The organism is Peteryoungia rhizophila, from assembly GCF_004912145.1.
GTDB lineage: Bacteria > Pseudomonadota > Alphaproteobacteria > Rhizobiales > Rhizobiaceae > Allorhizobium > Allorhizobium rhizophilum.
In genome coordinates this window covers 1-16,847 of the sequence record NZ_STGT01000005.1, presented here as the reverse complement: position 1 = coordinate 16,847, position 16,847 = coordinate 1, and the positions used below count along the sequence as shown (strand labels likewise).

The window sequence follows — 16,847 nt, the reverse complement described above, 5'->3', positions numbered from 1 at the left end:
GCAAACGTTGAGACGCGAACCGCAGCCCTCGCGAGCTGCAGGTCAAATGGAGATTGAAGATCATGAAAAGAATGTGGTTCATCGCAGCGCTTGCCGTCTCCGCCGGGGCATTGCCGGCTGTGGCCGAAGCGGCTGCGGCCTTCTCGACTGCAAACGTCAACATGCGGTCCGGGCCGAGCACGCGCTATCCGGCGGTGATCGTTGTACCGGCAGGCAGTCGCGTGAACATTCAAGGATGCATGTCGAGCGCCAACTGGTGCGACGTGTCCTTCGCCGGGTATCGCGGCTGGGTCTCGGGTTCCTATTTGCAGACCACCTATTCGCAGCGCCGCGTCAGTGTCGGACCGCAGTATTACCGACCGCTCGGTATTCCGACGGTGACCTTCAGCATCGGCCGTTACTGGGACGACCACTATCGCGGGCGCCCGTTCTACCGCGACCGTGATCGCTGGCGCGATGGCGATGGGGTTCGCGATGATCGTCGGGATCGCCGGGTCGAAAACGATAGGCGCGGGCGTGATGAAGAAAGACGCGTCCGGCGCAACGCGCAGCCGCAGGACGACCGGGATCGTAACCCCATCCGCATGCTGATGCGGGAGCGTTGCGAGCGCGATCCGAGCGCCTGCCGCTGAGACCAATCAAGATAAAAGGGGGCGGCTTTGCCCCCTTTTTCGCGTTGATTTGCAACTGGCTTCCTACGGCAAACGCTTGTCCAAGCCGTCCGTGATCCGCTTGGCCAGGGCCGGATAATTGCCGTCGAAGTGGTGGCCACCGTCAGTGCCGATGGTCTCGACCTTGCTGCCAACCAGATCGCGGCAGGCGTCATCTTCTTCTTGTGAGCCGTACATGCACTGGACAAGCGCGGGATCGATCCTGGCGATGTCGGTCAGCGGGTCCTTCTTGCCTTCGGCGCTCGACGTTCCCAGCCAGCCGGACACGGAGACCTCGTAGTCGGCCTGGTGAGACAGGGCGAGCAGGCTGACCTGTACGACCTTTTGCTTCACCTTGTCCGGCAGGCCGTCATAAGCCGCAGGCAAGATATCGGCGCCGAACGAATAGCCGACCAGCAGCACATGTTTGACCTTCCAGCGCTTGTCATAGGTACGAATGATCGTCGCAAGATCCCCACTCACCTGTTCCGGCGTCTTTTCCGACCAGAAGTAGCGCAGGGAATCCACCCCGACGACGGGAATGCCGGCGGACTGCAAGCTCTTGCCCACCTCGCTGTCGAGATCACGCCATCCGCCATCGCCGGAATAGATGACCGCCAGGGTGTCGCGGGCGGGGATGGCGTCGAGAACCGTGAGCGGCATGCCGAGCGGCGTCTCGGCTGTGCTCTGGGCTGCAATCAATTCGTCGACGGCCTCTGAAAAAGCCTCGTCGGAGTTGCTGTTGATGTCCCGCTGATCGATATCCGGGTGGGTGGCGAGGAGGTCGGCGACATGGGTACGACCATCGGCCGGAGCCGCGGGGCTGAAGAGCACGGTCGCCGGATCCGGGAGGTCGCCCGGGGTGAGGCCATAGACCATGCGGCCGGCCACGACCGTCTTCTCGGCAGGCGTGCAGAACTGATGGGTCAGCGGGATGCCTGCCGGTGGATCGACCGCAAGCGTCTGGCCGATCGTCGCCTTCGGGGTCTGCGCCAGGATGGCGAGCGCAAGCGCTCCGCCCTCACCGCGTCCAGCCACGATCGGTGGTAGGAAACTGGCATTGCCGGCCTTGCGCTGAAGCTGGTGGCCGAGCGCCTCGATGTCGGAGACCGTGTAGATGCAGTCACCCTTGTCCTGCGCCAGCGACGCCAGATAGTTCGGCGTGTCGATGCCGACCACGATGGCGCCATCGGTTTGCAAGCGTTCGGCTTCCGTCTGGTCGCTCGGCTGCCAGCCCTTCGCATCCGAGAGAAGCACGACGAGCGCCTTGGGGTCGCCGTTCGGCAGGAGCGTCAGCGGCGCGGGGATCATGCCTGTGGCGAGCGACGGATCATCGGCCCGCGCCAGGGTCGCGGATCCGATGCTTGTCAGGAGTGTGAGGAGGAGGGCTGCAGAACGCAGGAGGTTCTTCATTTCTTCACCACGCCTTTCAGGCCGCCGCCGATCAGGAGCGTCGAATCGACGAGGGCCAATACGGGATTGAGACCGCCGGCAACTGCGAGATAACGCGGCTGCCAGTCGGGATGGAACTTTGCCTTGAAGGCCCGGAGGCCCTTGAAGTTGTAGAAGCGCTCGCCGTGCTCATAGAAGGTGTTGGCGATGCGGTCCCAGACAGGGGCGGCTTCCCGGCGTGACAGGCCCGATAGCGGCGCCATGCCGAGATTGAAATGGCGATAACCCTGTTCCCGCAAGTCTGTCATCAGCCGCACGAAGAGAAAGTCCATGGCGCCACGCGGTGCGTCCGGGGCAAAGCGCATCAGGTCGATCGAGGCCTCTTCCCGGGTATCCGTCAGAAGGACATTGGCGAATGCGACGATCCGGGTTTCGTAACGAAGGACTGCCACGGGCTGCGCCTGCATGTAGGCGTCGGTGAAGGCGCCGAGCGAGAAGCCTTTCTCCTTGGCGCGATGGTGATCGAGCCAGGCGTCGGATATTTGGCGCAGATCGCCGAGAACATTGTCGATGGTCTCTGCCGGGATGATCTCGAAGGACAGTCCGTCTCGCTCGCCCTTGGCGGCTGCCTGGCGGAGGCCTGCCCATTTGCTGCCCTTGAGGTCGAAGCTTTCGAGATCGATCACGGCCATCTCGCCGAGCTTGAAGGCTTTCATGCCGGCATCGGCGATGGCGGGCAGGAGGGCCGGCGAGGTCTGGTAGAAGGCTGCCCGGCACCCGGAGGCGCGCGCCGTCTCGACGAATTGCCAGACGAGTTCGTCACGGGAGGCCTTGGGACCGACCGGATCAAGGAAGGCGATGAAGGAGCGGCCTTGGCGGGCATACATCAGAAAGGCCTGGCCATCTGGCGAGAACATCACCGACTTGTCGCCAGTGCGAACGAGGTTTGCATCGGCTATGTCGTGTTGCTGCAGGATGGCGACCGCGCGGGTGAGTTCCTCCGGGGTGGCCGGTGCGACGGCGCCTGTGGCCGGACGCATGAGACTGACGAGGCCAAGTCCCATTCCGAGGACCGACAGGGCGAGCATGGCGCGCAAAGAGCGTGGTGCTTCTGCGTCGAAGGCGAATTGCCACCAGAGGTCATGGCTATACTGGACATCTCTGTAAACGAAGAGAAGGACCACGACTGCGCCGAGGAGGAGGACGCCGACCGCCATCAGCCAGGATGTGGTCAATGCCTGGCGGAGCGAGGCGCGGCGGTGAAAGAGCTGGCGACTGGCGAGCAGGCCGACCAGCAGCAGAGCGAGCATGGCTGATTCGTAGACTGCCATCGCCTTGGCGAGTGACAGCATGAGCGCAAGGAGAGAGATGAGGACAGCACCCCACCAGGCTCCGTCCAGCCGCTGGGCGAGACCGCGGGGGACGATGACCAGCATCAGGCCGAGAATGCTGGCGAGGAAATGCGCGCCTTCGACGACGGGAAGCGGCAGGACGTCAGAAAGTGCTGCGAGCTGCGGGATCGGTGTCGGCGTGACGCTCGAAAGAACCAGCATGGCGCCGAGCACGAGGGCGAGCGTCGCGAGCAATGTCGGCGCAAGCCGGCCAGCGGTTCGGGCAATGCCGGCAGAGAGGGGGGTGGCGGCGAACTGGCGCAGTTCGGTGACTGTCACCAGAAGGATGGCGACGACGAGCGGCAGGACGTAGTAGATCACGCGATAGGCGACGAGCGAGGCGAGAATGGCCTCCGTGCCGACCTGAGATCCCAGGGCTGCGATGATGACGGTCTCGAAAACGCCGAGGCCGGCCGGCACGTGGCTGATGACGCCAAGGCCGATGGCGACGGCATAGATGGCGAAGAAGGCCGGCCAGGTGATCTGGGCTTCCGCTGGCAAGAGAGCGTAGAGGACCGAGGCCGAAAGGGCGATATCGAGGACAGTGACCAGGAACTGTCTGGACATCGTCCGGCTGTCGGCCAGATGCAAGGTTCGATTGCCGATGGTGACGCCTCGGCCACTCGCAAGGAAGAGGAGTGTGAGCAGCGCGATCAGAACGAGCGTGCTGGCGAGCGCAAGCATTGTCGATGAGACGCCCACCAGCGGAGCCAGCTCTCCCGCCATCGGGATAAGGCTGAGGGCCGTGAGGACTGCGAGGCCGAGCGAAAAGGATACCGTCACGAAGGCGATGATCCGGCCGATCTCCTCAGGCGAGAGGCCGGATCGTGAATAGGCCCGGTAGCGGATCGCGCCACCCGAGAGAGCGCCGAAGCCGGCGACATTACCGACCGCATAGGCGCTGAAGGCGGTCAGCGCCACTTCCGGCAAGGGGCGCTTGCGGCCGATGAATGCGAGCGCGTTGATATCGTAGAGGCAAAGGGTGCCGAAGCTCAGCACCGTGAAAAGCACGGCCAGGGCGATCGAGTCGCTTCCGGTCGCTTCGAGACCGTGCAAGACGTCGGCATAAGTCACTTCCTCGGTCAGCCGGTAGATGGCAAAGCCGACAGCGGCGAAGACGAGGAGGGCGGCCAGGGCTGCGAGCGACCTGGCGTGGCGGGTGAAGAAAGAGGGGGCGAGGGGATCGAGATCCTGCGGCGCATGGGGGAGCTCGGTGGAAGACTTCATCTGAGACTGTCCGGTGTTGATCGTCTGATCGAGCGACTACCGGCTCCCAGCCCGGTATTCCCGATATGGTTGGCGCCCGAATTCGTGCCAAATTATGGCAGGTGAAAAGCGCTGAATTCCGTCGAAAATCCCGTATCTGCCGTACCGTTTGGGGGGCAAGTGGCCGTTGCGCCCCTGACCCAGATAGACTAAAAGCCCGGCCAGCCCGAGGCTTTGCGCCCGGGCGATCATTTTCGTGCCGGGGCTCCGGCGTCTTTCAAGGGCATATGGTTCAAGTCTATGGCTCGCATCGTCATGAAGTTCGGCGGGACATCCGTCGCCAATCTGGATCGCATCTACAATGTCGCGCGCCATGTGAAACGCGAGGTGGATGCGGGTCACGAAGTGGCCGTCGTCGTGTCGGCCATGTCGGGCAAGACCAATGAGCTGGTCGACTGGGTTCAGAACATGCCGAAGGTGGCGGGTGCCGACTCGCCTTTCTACGATGCGCGCGAATACGATGCCATCGTCGCCTCGGGCGAACAGGTGACATCCGGGCTGCTCGCCATCGCGCTGCAGTCGATGGGCATCAATGCCCGTTCCTGGCAGGGCTGGCAGATCCCGATCAAGACCGACAACGCCCATGGTGCAGCCCGCATCCAGGAAATCGACGGCGCCGACATCATCCGCCGCATGGGCGAGGGCCAGGTGGCCGTGGTCGCCGGCTTCCAGGGTATCGGCCCTGACAACCGCATCGCGACGCTCGGCCGTGGCGGTTCCGATACCTCGGCTGTTGCAATCGCTGCCGGTGTGAAGGCCGACCGCTGCGACATTTATACTGACGTCGACGGCGTCTATACGACCGACCCGCGCATCGAGCCGAAGGCGCGTCGCCTGAAGAAGATCGCCTTCGAGGAAATGCTCGAAATGGCCTCGCTCGGCGCCAAGGTGCTGCAGGTCCGCTCGGTCGAACTCGCCATGGTACACAAGGTCCGCACTTTCGTGCGCTCCAGCTTTGAAGATCCCGATGCACCGGGCATGGGCGATCTGATGAACCCGCCCGGTACGTTGATTTGCGATGAGGAAGAGATCGTGGAACAGGAAGTCGTCACCGGTATTGCCTACGCCAAGGATGAAGCCCAGATTTCGCTGCGCCGTCTGGCCGACCGGCCGGGCGTTTCGGCCGCGATCTTTGGACCGCTCGCCGAATCCCACATCAATGTCGACATGATCGTCCAGAACATCTCGGAAGATGGTTCGAAGACCGACATGACCTTCACGGTTCCCTCGGGTGACGTGGACAAGGCGCTGGCCGTTCTCGGCTCCAACAAGGAGAAGATCGGCTTCGACGTGGTCCAGAGCGAGAAGGGTCTGGTCAAGGTTTCTGTCATCGGTATCGGCATGCGCAGCCATGCGGGCGTCGCGGCCACCGCCTTCCGGGCGCTGGCCGACAAGGGCATCAACATCAAGGCGATCACGACGTCCGAAATCAAGATCTCCATCCTGATCGACGGTCCCTATGCCGAGCTTGCGGTTCGCACTTTGCATTCCTGCTACGGTCTGGATAAGAATTGATTCCTGAGAGCGGACACGCGTGACCCGACCCCTGAAAAGGCAAGGGTAACAATCCGCTGACCAATGGGAAGTGGAGCAAAAACGCGATGAGAGACCTTTCTGCGGGTCCTCGCGTCCTGCTTAAGCGGCTGCGCGAACTTATGGCGGAGCCGCTCGAGCCGCAGGAGCGACTGGATCGGATCGTTCGCCAGATCGCGAACAACATGGTCGCAGAGGTGTGCTCCGCCTATGTCCTCCGCTCCGACGGCGTTCTCGAACTCTATGCCACCGAAGGTCTGAACAAGGACGCGGTTCACCTGGCCCAGCTGAAGATGGGCCAGGGTCTCGTCGGAACGATCGCGGCTTCCGCCCAATCACTCAATCTTTCTGATGCCCAGGCGCATCCGGCCTTCCGTTACCTGCCGGAAACCGGCGAAGAGATCTATCACTCCTTCCTCGGCGTACCGATCCTGCGTGCCGGGCGAAGCCTCGGTGTTCTCGTCGTGCAGAACAAGGCGCAGCGGAACTATCGCGAGGACGAGCTCGAAGCGCTCGAAACGACCGCGATGGTGCTCGCCGAAATGATTGCCACCGGCGAACTCAAGAAGATCACCCGACCCGGGCTGGAACTGGACCTGACGCGGCCGGTCTCGATCGATGGTGACGGTTATTCCGAAGGCATTGGCCTCGGCTATGTCGTGCTGCACGAGCCGCGCATCGTTGTCACCAATCTCTTGAACGAAGACAGCGAGACGGAAATCAGACGGCTGGCCGACTCGCTCGGCTCGCTCAGGATCTCGATCGACGACATGCTGTCGCGCCGCGAAATTTCGATGGAAGGCGAGCACCGCGACGTGCTCGAAACCTACCGCATGTTCGCCCATGACCAGGGTTGGGTGCGGCGCATGGAAGAGGCGATCCATAACGGGCTCACCGCCGAAGCGGCTGTCGAGAAGGTGCAGAGCGATACCAAGGCGCGCATGATGCGCCTGACCGATCCTTATCTGCGCGAGCGCATGCACGACTTCGACGATCTGGCGAACCGCTTGCTGCGCCAGCTCACCGGCTTTTCGCCGCACAGTGCCGCCGAAGGTTTCCCGAACGACGCGATCGTCTTTGCACGCGCCATGGGGGCGGCCGAGCTTCTGGATTATCCGCGCGCCAATCTGCGCGGCCTCGTGCTCGAAGAAGGCGCCGTCACCAGCCACGTCGTCATCGTTGCGCGTGCCATGGGCATTGCGGTCGTCGGCCAGGCGGCGGGTGCCGTGGCGCTTGCCGAAAATGGTGATCCCGTCATCATCGACGGTGACGACGGCAAGGTGCATGTGCGCCCGGTCGCGGATCTGCAGAAGGCCTATGAGGAAAAGGTCAAGCTCAGGGCCAAGCGGCAGGAACAGTTTCGCGCGCTGCGCGATGTCGAACCGGTTACCAAGGACGGGCACCGCATCAAGCTGCAGATGAATGCCGGCCTGCTTGTCGATCTGCCGCAGCTTGCCGATTCCGGTGCCGAAGGGATCGGGCTTTTTCGCACCGAATTGCAGTTCATGATCTCCTCGACCATGCCCAAGGGCGAAGAGCAGGAGAGTTTTTATCGCAATGTGCTGAAGCAGGCGGGCGGACGTCCGGTGACCTTCCGCACGCTCGATATCGGCGGCGACAAAGTCGTGCCCTATTTCCGCAGCCAGGAAGAAGAAAATCCGGCGCTCGGCTGGCGGGCGATCCGCCTGTCGCTTGATCGGCCCGGACTTCTCCGAACGCAGCTGCGCGCACTGCTGAAGGCAGCCTCCGGCGCCGAGCTCAAGATGATGCTGCCGATGGTGACCGAAGTCTCGGAAATCCGGGCGGTGCGCGAGCTGATGCAGAAGGAGATCCAGCACATCTCCAAGTTCGGCCATCAACTGCCGAAGAAGCTGCAGTTCGGGGCGATGCTCGAAGTGCCGGCGCTGCTCTGGCAGCTCGACGAGCTGATGGACGAGGTCGATTTCGTTTCGGTCGGTTCGAACGACCTGTTCCAGTTCGCCATGGCGGTCGACCGGGGTAATGCGCGGGTGTCTGATCGCTTCGACGTGCTCGGGCGACCGTTTCTTCGAATTCTGCGCGATATCGTCCGTGCCGGAGAGCGGAACAAGACGCCGGTGACGCTGTGCGGGGAGATGGCGTCGAAGCCGCTTTCGGCCATGGCGCTGCTCGGGATCGGCTTCCGCTCGATCTCGATGTCGCCAACGGCGATCGGTCCGGTCAAGGCGATGTTGCTCGGTCTCGATGTCGGTCGGTTGTCCGAGGTTCTGACGGCCGCGCTTGACGACGACACCCCGGGCGTGTCAGTCCGCGACCTGCTCATCCGCCATGCGGAAGAGAACACGATCCCCGTCTGACTTTGACGACTGACTTTGGCGAGAAGACCTGGAGTAAAGGGTGGCGAAGCTTCCTGTCGAGAAAATGCGCGAACTCGAACGCCGCTTCGGCGAGATCGAGGGGCGAATGTCGGCGGGACCGGCAGCCGATGTCTATGTGAAGCTCGCCTCCGAGTATTCCGAGCTCGAGCCCGTCGTGAAGAAGATCCGCGAATACCAGGCGGCGATCGACGAGGCCGACGGTTTGCGCGCCATGCTTTCCGACAAGGCGACGGACCGCGAGATGCGCGATCTCGCCGAGATGGAGCTGCCCGAGATCGAAAGCCGGATCGAGGCGCTTGAAGGCGAGATGCAGATCCTGCTCCTGCCGAAGGATGCCGCCGACGAGAAGAGCGCGATCCTGGAAATCCGGGCCGGCACCGGCGGGTCCGAGGCGGCCCTCTTCGCCGGCGATCTCTTCCGCATGTATGAACGGTTCGCCTCGACCAAGGGCTGGAAGGTGGAAGTGCTTTCCGCCAGCGAGGGGGAAGCGGGTGGTTACAAGGAAATCATTGCGACGATCAGCGGGCGGGGCGTGTTCTCCAAGCTGAAGTTCGAATCCGGTGTGCATCGGGTGCAGCGCGTGCCGGAAACCGAAGCGAGCGGGCGCATTCACACATCAGCGGCTACTGTCGCGGTTTTGCCGGAAGCCGAAGATATCGACATCGAGATCAAGCCCGAGGACATCCGTATCGATACGATGCGCGCTTCGGGTGCCGGTGGCCAGCACGTCAATACGACGGACTCGGCGGTGCGCATCACCCATCTACCGACCGGGCTTATTGTGACGTCCTCTGAGAAGTCGCAGCACCAGAATCGCGCCAAGGCGATGCAGGTCCTTCGCTCCAGGCTCTACGACATCGAGCGGCAGAAGGTGGACAGTGAACGGTCTGCGAACCGCAAGAGCCAGGTCGGCTCGGGCGACCGCTCCGAGCGGATCCGGACCTACAACTTCCCGCAGGGCCGGGTGACCGATCACCGGATCAACCTGACGCTCTACAAGCTCGACAAAATGATCGAAGGCGATCTCGACGAAATGCTCGATGCGCTGATTTCCGACTATCAGGCCGGGCAGCTCGCCCAGCTCGGCGAGGCCCAGTGAGCGGGGCTTTGCCATCGGCGAGATCCCTGATCGCCGACGCGCGCCGGCGTTTCGAGGCCGCCGGACTTGCCGATGCCGCCACGGACGCCAGGGTGCTGGTCTGCGGTCTGCTCGACATTCGCCCCACGGCATTGCTTCTCGAAGGCGAAAAGCCGGTGGCGCTGGCCCTGGTTGATCTCGTGAATGGGGCAATCGAGCGGCGGCTGCAGCGCGAACCTGTCCATCGGATTCTCGGTCGGCGTGATTTTTACGGTCTCGATCTCGCACTCTCCACCGGGACCCTGGAGCCACGCCGCGATACGGAAATCCTGGTCGACGTGATCCTGCCACATGTCAGGTCTATGGTCGCCAAAGGTTTGAAGCCGAAGATTGCCGATCTCGGTACCGGAACAGGCGCAATCGCTTTGGCATTGCTGCATGAATGCCCGGAGGCAGAAGTCCTCGGCATCGATATCTCCGAAGATGCGCTGAAGACGGCGACCGACAATGCCGAGCGCAACGGGCTCGGATCCCGCTTCCGGACAAGGCCTGGTCCCTGGTTCGACCAGACGCCGGAGCGTTTTGACGTCATCGTCTCCAATCCGCCTTATATCCGCAGTGAGGTGGTGGCGGGTCTCGAACCAGAGGTGACAAAATTCGATCCGATGGCCGCGCTCGATGGTGGTTCGGATGGTCTGGACGCCTATCGCGCCATTGCCGCGCAAGCGGGCGCACATCTCGAAGTTCACGGCCTTATCGGTCTCGAAATCGGTTTCGACCAGCGGCATGACGTGACGCAAATATTTGAACAGTCTGGATTTTCTCTCATCGAAGAGCGTCGGGACTATGGTGACAACGACCGTGTTCTCGTGTTTGCGGGAAAGCTTGATTAGCCCGTTTGCTGCGGCTGCTAAGGATAATTGCAGGAAAGCCAGAAAAAGGCTTGGTTTTCCAGATGAAGCGTAATAGTTTGCGGGCACGCAACGGGCGGCGGGGAAAGAACGAAGATTCGTTCACGACTGGGCCGGCTTCGAAAAAGGTTCGCTGTCGAACTCTGCGAAGCACGACAGGACCGATGCGTAACTCAGTAAACTCGACTTTCACCAGCGGCGAGCAAGGCGAGAGCGCGGTCTGTCGGCGGCGCGCATAGACTTGGTCCGGTTCAACCAGAGCCAATGACGTTGCCCTTTATCAGCACAACAAAGACATTCAGGTGAAGCATCTATGAGGCCAGGACAGCAGAACAAGCGTGGTCGGGGGCGTAACAACAATGGCGGCGGCGGTGGCGGCGGCGGTGGAAACAACAATTTCAACCGCAAGGGCCAGAACCCGCTTACCCGGACCTATGACAGCTCAGGCCCCGACGTAAAGATCCGCGGCACCGCCCAGCATATCGCCGAGAAGTACTCGACCCTGGCGCGGGACGCTCATAGCGCCGGCGACCGTGTCATGGCGGAAAACTATCTGCAGCATGCCGAGCACTACAACCGCATCATCGCGGCTGCCCAGGCGCAGATGCAGGAACGCTTCCAGCGCGACGACCGCGATGGCGGCGACGACCGCGACGATCGCCAGGACTATAACGAGCGCGACGGCGAGGATTTCGACGGTTCGGACGAAAACACCGGTCAGAATGGTGATCGTGGCGGGGATCGCGGGAATCAGCAGGCGCCGCAGCAGCAGGCCCGACCTCAGCAACAGAACCGGCCGCAGCAGCACAATCGGCCGCAACGTCAGCCGGAGCCGCAGCCGCAGCCGGAAATCGCCGGTTCGGGCCCGCAGCCCGTCATCGAAGAGATGCCGGCGGAAGCTGCAGCCGCCGCTGCCGAAAGTGCAGCGGACGCCGGTGGCGAACGCCAGCCACGCCGCCGTGCGGCCAGCAACCGTCCTCGCCGTCAGCCGCGCCGCGCCGCGGGCAGCGACGAAGGTGGTGAAGCTGGCGGAGAGGCTGGCGGGAACGGCGAAGGTGGCGAAGCCCCTGCACTTGCCGAGGCTTCTACCGAATGAGCTTTTCCAGCTCGATTTGACGATTGCAAAACTCCGGGCTCTGGCCCGGAGTTTTTCGTTTAACTGCCTCTTTAAAGGGCAAAATCGCGCTCCCATATCTCGGTCGAGGGAGCGGTTTCCGCTCCGGGGTCCGCCGCTACCGGGGGCCTCATCCACACCATCCGACCTGTGCCGAATGCGGGCAGGGCGGAGATAAGGAGAGTGACGATGAATATCGAGAAATATTCCGAACGCGTGCGCGGTTTCCTGCAATCCGCACAAACCCATGCCCTGTCGGAAGGTCACCAGCAATTCACGCCCGAACATGTGCTGAAGGTTCTGCTCGACGATGAGCAGGGCATGGCCTCTTCGCTGATCAGCCGTGCTGGTGGTGATGCCAAGGCCGTGCGGATCGCCAATGATGCCGCACTTTCCAAGCTGCCCAAAGTGTCCGGTGGCAATGGCCAGGTCTATCTGGCGCAGCCGCTCGCCAAGGTCTTTTCGACGGCGGAAGACGCGGCAAAGAAGGCTGGCGACAGCTTCGTTACCGTCGAGCGCCTGCTGCTTGCGCTTGCGATCGAATCCTCGGCCTCGACATCCGCGTCCCTGAAGAAGGGCGGCGTGACCGCAAATGCGCTGAACCAGGTGATCAACGAGATCCGCAAGGGTCGCACCGCAGACGGCGCCAATGCCGAAGCCGGCTTCGATGCCTTGAAGAAATATGCCCGCGACCTGACCGAAGAGGCCCGTGAAGGTCGCCTCGATCCGGTTATCGGCCGTGACGACGAGATCCGCCGCACGATCCAGGTTCTGTCGCGCCGGACCAAGAACAATCCGGTCCTGATCGGTGAACCCGGCGTCGGCAAGACGGCGATCGCCGAAGGTCTTGCATTGCGTATCGTCAATGGCGACGTGCCGGAAAGCCTGAAAGACAAAAAGCTGATGGCGCTCGACATGGGCGCGCTGATTGCGGGTGCGAAGTATCGCGGCGAGTTCGAGGAGCGGCTGAAGGCCGTTCTCAACGAGGTACAGTCCGAAAACGGTGAGATCATCCTGTTCATCGACGAGATGCACACGCTGGTCGGTGCCGGCAAGGCCGATGGGGCGATGGACGCCTCCAACTTGCTGAAGCCGGCGCTCGCGCGCGGCGAACTGCATTGCGTCGGGGCCACCACGCTCGACGAGTACCGCAATCATGTCGAAAAGGACGCAGCCCTTGCCCGGCGTTTCCAGCCGGTCATGGTCAATGAGCCGAATGTCGAGGACACGATCTCGATTCTGCGTGGCCTGAAGGAGAAATACGAGCAGCACCACAAGGTGCGGATCTCGGATTCGGCGCTGGTGGCGGCGGCTACCCTGTCGAACCGCTACATCACGGACCGGTTCCTGCCCGACAAGGCGATCGACCTGATGGACGAAGCCGCATCGCGGCTGCGTATGCAGGTCGATTCCAAGCCCGAAGAACTGGACGAACTCGATCGCCGCATCATGCAGCTGAAGATCGAGCGCGAGGCACTGAAGAAGGAAACCGATGCGGCCTCTGCCGACCGGCTGACGCGGCTTGAAACCGAACTCACCTCACTGGAGGAAGAGGCCGATGCGCTGACGGCCCGCTGGCAGGCGGAAAAGCAGAAGCTGGGCCTTGCCGCAGACCTGAAACGCCAGCTGGACGAAGCCCGCAACGAGCTTGCGATCGCACAGCGCCAGGGTGAATTCCAGCGCGCCGGCGAACTCGCTTATGGCGTGATCCCCAAGCTCGAAAAGGAGCTGGTCGAGGCCGAGGCGCAGGACGGTTCGGGTGCAGCCAACATGGTGCAGGAGGTCGTCACGCCCGACGGCATCGCCCATGTCGTGTCGCGCTGGACCGGCATTCCCGTCGACAAGATGCTGGAGGGCGAACGGGACAAGCTGCTCAGGATGGAAGACGATCTGGCCAAATCGGTCGTCGGTCAGGGTGATGCCGTGCAGGCGGTGTCGCGGGCGGTTCGCCGTGCGCGGGCCGGACTGCAGGATCCGAACCGGCCGATCGGCTCGTTCATCTTCCTCGGCCCCACCGGCGTCGGCAAGACCGAGCTCACCAAGTCGCTGGCGCGTTTCCTCTTCGACGACGAGACGGCCATGGTCCGGCTCGACATGTCGGAATACATGGAGAAGCACTCTGTTGCCCGGTTGATCGGCGCACCTCCGGGCTATGTCGGCTATGAGGAAGGCGGGGCGCTGACCGAAGCGGTGCGGCGTAAGCCCTATCAGGTCGTGCTGTTCGACGAGATCGAGAAAGCGCATCCGGATGTGTTCAACGTGCTCCTGCAGGTGCTCGACGACGGGCGGCTGACGGATGGGCAGGGCCGCACGGTCGACTTCAAGAACACGATCATCATCATGACCTCGAACCTCGGGGCCGACTACCTGACCAGCCTCGGCGAGGATCAGGATGTCGACCAGGTTCGCGACCAGGTGATGGAGGTGGTCAAGGCCTCGTTCCGGCCGGAATTCCTCAACCGCGTCGACGAGATCATCCTCTTCCACCGGCTGCGTCGATCGGAAATGGGCGCGATCGTCGACATCCAGATGAAGCGGCTCCTGTCGCTCCTGTCGGAGCGGAAGATCCGCATTGATCTCGCCCCGGATGCCCGGGCCTGGCTCGCTGACAAGGGTTACGACCCTGTCTATGGGGCGCGCCCCTTGAAGCGGGTGATCCAGAAATACCTTCAGGATCCGCTGGCCGAGCAGATCCTGTCGGGTCAGGTGCTGGATGGATCCGAGGTGGCGATCGAGGCGGGCAGCGACCGGCTGCTGATGTCCACCAAGGCTGCGGTGAGTGCTGCGGCCTAATCAAAACTGCGGCCAGAACACGAAACGGCGGTCCTTTCGGGCCGCCGTTCTTCGTTGGATGCACGCGGTTGCCTATCGCCTCAGCGGCTCGCGACCTGGGCCGGGCGACCGCCGGACTGCAGGAGCGTGTCGATCCGCTGCCTTTCCTGCTGGAAGGAGGCGAGCGCCGGTCCGTCTAGGGCCTTGCCGCCGGGCAGACGAACCTTCATCGCGTCCACCTTGGTGCCGTTGACGATCAGCTCGTAATGCAGGTGCGAACCGGTCGAGGAGCCGGTCGAACCGACATAGCCGATGACCTGGCCCTGCTTGATCTTGGCGCCGGGCGTGATGCCCTTGGCGATGCCGCTCTGGTGGTTGTAGGAGGTGACATAACCATTGGCATGGCGGATCATGGTCTGGTTGCCGTAGCCCGAGGCCCAGCCTGCCTTTTCGACGGTGCCGTTGCCCGATGCGATGATCGGCGTGCCTCGGGGGGCAGCCCAATCGACGCCGGTATGCATGCGCGAGTAACCCAGGATCGGGTGACGGCGCATGCCGAAGCCCGAGGTGAAGCGGCCATTGGGCACGGGATTGCGCAGAAGGAACTGGCGGATCGACTTGCCGTTTTCGTCGAAATAATCGATCGAGCCGTCCTCCGGATCCTGGAACCGGTAGAACTGAGTGATCGTGTCGCCGAAGCGGGCTCGCACATAGAGGAGCTCAGAATCGTCGGTGGCCCGGCCCTCGTCGTCGGTGACCGAGAACACGGCTTCGAGCATGTCGGTCGACTTGAGTTGCGCCTGAAAGTCGACATTGGCGGCGAGCAGGCGGACGACCTGGGCGGTCAGATCCTGGTTCATTCCATAGGAAAGTGCTGCGCGGTAGATGCCGTCGTAAACGCGTGGCAGGTCGCGACCGGACATCATGGCTGGCTGCGAGCTGTCGAAAGCGCCTGATATGGCGTCGAGTTGCGGCGGCTCGGTTCCCTCGACCAGGCGGCCGACATCATTCACCGCGAGCGTCGCGATATGATCGGTGCGGTGGTAGAGCGAGAAGCGGACGAGCCGGACCTCTTCGCCACGCTGCAGCAGGCCGATGCGGATGATGTCGCCTTCGACGAGGTCTTCTTCCTTCATGAAGGGCGCCAATGCTTCGGCGACATCCTCGGCCTTGGGTTGAGGATAACCGGCTGCCGTCATCAGGGTCACGACCGACTGGGGGCGGCGGGCAGGCAGTATGTCGTCGGCATATTCGGGGGTCATCGGCGTGATGATCTCCGGTTCCGCGACACTCATGTTTTCCTCGACGATGCGGGCCGAGAGGCCGACGACGAGATCGAGCCCGCTGTCTTCCGTGTCGAAGCGGCGGGGATCGATGTAATAGAGGGCGGCGACCTGGGTGTCGCCGTCGGTCAGCACCGAACCGTTCGAGCGCACATTCGCCTCGACCTCGTCGAAGGTCATTTCGCCGGCGAGCGGCTTGTCCGGAACGGACGGGAAGGGGCTCGATTTCAGGATGACTTCGGATTCGACGTCGGAACCGTAAAGGGAGCCCGTGCGATTGGCGACGGCGGGCGTCGCCTCGTCTGTCGCGAAGATCGCGAGCGGATCGAACTTCGGATATCGCTCCTGATTGCCGTAGTCTGCGGCGAGAACCATCTTTACGTGGGCGAAGGGCAGTTTGCGCACCACTTCGCGTTCACCGTCCTTGAAGACAGTGGGGACGTCGAGGATCGCCTTGTCGACGGGCCTCGCGGCGATCTTCGGTGCGAAGATGCGGGCGCCGCGGACGGTATCGTCCGCCGGCGTTGCCGTGTCATCCGGAGGGGCAAGGGCGAAGGCTTCGGCCGGGATCGCGAGCTGCTGGCGCCCGTCGAGTGCGGCAAACAGGGCCACACCCATCAGGATGCAGGAGGTGATGCCAGTCAGGAAGGTGCCCGAGAGCCAGCGCAGCGAGATTTCACGGCGGTCGGGTGCCCGGAGGCCATCCGCCAGGATTGGAGGCTCGCCACCGAGCGAGCGCATCAGGTCTCGGTCTGTCGTCATCAGGTTCTGCTGCCTGTCCTGCTGCCTGCGGCGTCGGGGCAGGGCCCCGGCCTGTTGGTCGACTGGATCACGGTTCTCATGTCTCATGTTTTGCCCAGACCCGTCAAATTGGCGGGGTGGAGAACCCCTTATGATCAGGCAAATATGGAATTAGCGCGGCACGCGCGCGCCCGCGTATGGGTGGGACGGCTTTCCAGCTCCCATGAAGGTCCTGGAAGGCTGTCCGAGGGGGATCCAACGGCCCGTTTTCCGGGGCAGTCTAGGTCGTTTGAATCCTGACTTCAGAAAAATCGATTATATTCAATGGTTTGTCGATTTTCTGGAATTTTATCGGAGAA

10 protein-coding genes are annotated in these 16,847 nt (G+C 62.7%); 7 read left to right on the top strand and 3 right to left on the bottom strand.

Going from position 1 to position 16,847, the window contains the following annotated elements; genetic code table 11:
• The first annotated feature begins 62 nt into the window (after positions 1-62).
• Entirely contained in the window at positions 63-632 is a 570-nt protein-coding gene (locus E9677_RS19065; protein WP_136559656.1) for an SH3 domain-containing protein, read from the top strand.
• A 63-nt stretch (positions 633-695) separates the two neighbouring features.
• On the opposite strand, the gene E9677_RS19060 is transcribed toward E9677_RS19065, so the two are convergent.
• The gene (locus tag E9677_RS19060; protein WP_136559655.1) at positions 696-2,063 is read right to left on the bottom strand and encodes a virulence factor family protein; all 1,368 of its coding nucleotides are present in this window, start codon (positions 2,061-2,063) and stop codon (positions 696-698) included.
• Positions 2,060-4,660: a bifunctional lysylphosphatidylglycerol flippase/synthetase MprF gene (mprF, locus tag E9677_RS19055; protein ID WP_136559654.1), complete on the bottom strand. Its 2,601-nt coding sequence runs from the start codon at positions 4,658-4,660 to the stop codon at positions 2,060-2,062. Before mprF ends, E9677_RS19060 begins: the two co-directional genes overlap by 4 nt.
• Before the next feature lie 279 nt (positions 4,661-4,939).
• Between mprF and E9677_RS19050 the strand changes: the two genes are divergently transcribed.
• The 6 genes from E9677_RS19050 (at position 4,940) to clpB (ending at position 14,485) form a co-directional block, all read left to right on the top strand.
• Entirely contained in the window at positions 4,940-6,214 is a 1,275-nt protein-coding gene (locus E9677_RS19050; protein ID WP_136559653.1) for an aspartate kinase, read from the top strand.
• An 86-nt stretch (positions 6,215-6,300) separates the two neighbouring features.
• Complete coding sequence (gene ptsP, locus E9677_RS19045; RefSeq protein ID WP_136559652.1) at positions 6,301-8,568, top strand: phosphoenolpyruvate--protein phosphotransferase; 2,268 nt, start codon at positions 6,301-6,303, stop codon at positions 8,566-8,568.
• A 40-nt stretch (positions 8,569-8,608) separates the two neighbouring features.
• Entirely contained in the window at positions 8,609-9,688 is a 1,080-nt protein-coding gene (prfA, locus tag E9677_RS19040) for a peptide chain release factor 1 (protein ID WP_136559651.1), read from the top strand.
• Positions 9,685-10,560 (top strand): peptide chain release factor N(5)-glutamine methyltransferase, encoded by an 876-nt coding sequence (prmC, locus tag E9677_RS19035; protein WP_136559650.1) that lies wholly within the window; start codon positions 9,685-9,687, stop codon positions 10,558-10,560. Before prfA ends, prmC begins: the two co-directional genes overlap by 4 nt.
• Before the next feature lie 331 nt (positions 10,561-10,891).
• Entirely contained in the window at positions 10,892-11,674 is a 783-nt protein-coding gene (locus tag E9677_RS19030) for a DUF4167 domain-containing protein (RefSeq protein ID WP_136559649.1), read from the top strand.
• A 207-nt stretch (positions 11,675-11,881) separates the two neighbouring features.
• The gene (gene clpB, locus E9677_RS19025; protein ID WP_136559648.1) at positions 11,882-14,485 is read left to right on the top strand and encodes an ATP-dependent chaperone ClpB; all 2,604 of its coding nucleotides are present in this window, start codon (positions 11,882-11,884) and stop codon (positions 14,483-14,485) included.
• 80 nt (positions 14,486-14,565) lie between these two features.
• On the opposite strand, the gene E9677_RS19020 is transcribed toward clpB, so the two are convergent.
• On the bottom strand, positions 14,566-16,509 hold the full coding sequence (locus tag E9677_RS19020; protein ID WP_136559647.1) for a M23 family metallopeptidase: 1,944 nt from the start codon (positions 16,507-16,509) through the stop codon (positions 14,566-14,568).
• Between the last annotated feature and the right edge of the window lie 338 nt (positions 16,510-16,847).

Coding starts and splice junctions, on each gene's coding strand:
- clpB (WP_136559648.1), top strand. CDS start 11,882: ATGAATATCGAGAAATATTCCGAACGCGTGCGCGGTTTCCTGCAATCC.
- E9677_RS19030 (WP_136559649.1), top strand. CDS start 10,892: ATGAGGCCAGGACAGCAGAACAAGCGTGGTCGGGGGCGTAACAACAAT.
- E9677_RS19065 (WP_136559656.1), top strand. CDS start 63: ATGAAAAGAATGTGGTTCATCGCAGCGCTTGCCGTCTCCGCCGGGGCA.
- ptsP (WP_136559652.1), top strand. CDS start 6,301: ATGAGAGACCTTTCTGCGGGTCCTCGCGTCCTGCTTAAGCGGCTGCGC.
- E9677_RS19060 (WP_136559655.1), bottom strand. CDS start 2,063: ATGAAGAACCTCCTGCGTTCTGCAGCCCTCCTCCTCACACTCCTGACA.
- E9677_RS19020 (WP_136559647.1), bottom strand. CDS start 16,509: ATGACGACAGACCGAGACCTGATGCGCTCGCTCGGTGGCGAGCCTCCA.
- E9677_RS19050 (WP_136559653.1), top strand. CDS start 4,940: ATGGCTCGCATCGTCATGAAGTTCGGCGGGACATCCGTCGCCAATCTG.
- mprF (WP_136559654.1), bottom strand. CDS start 4,660: ATGAAGTCTTCCACCGAGCTCCCCCATGCGCCGCAGGATCTCGATCCC.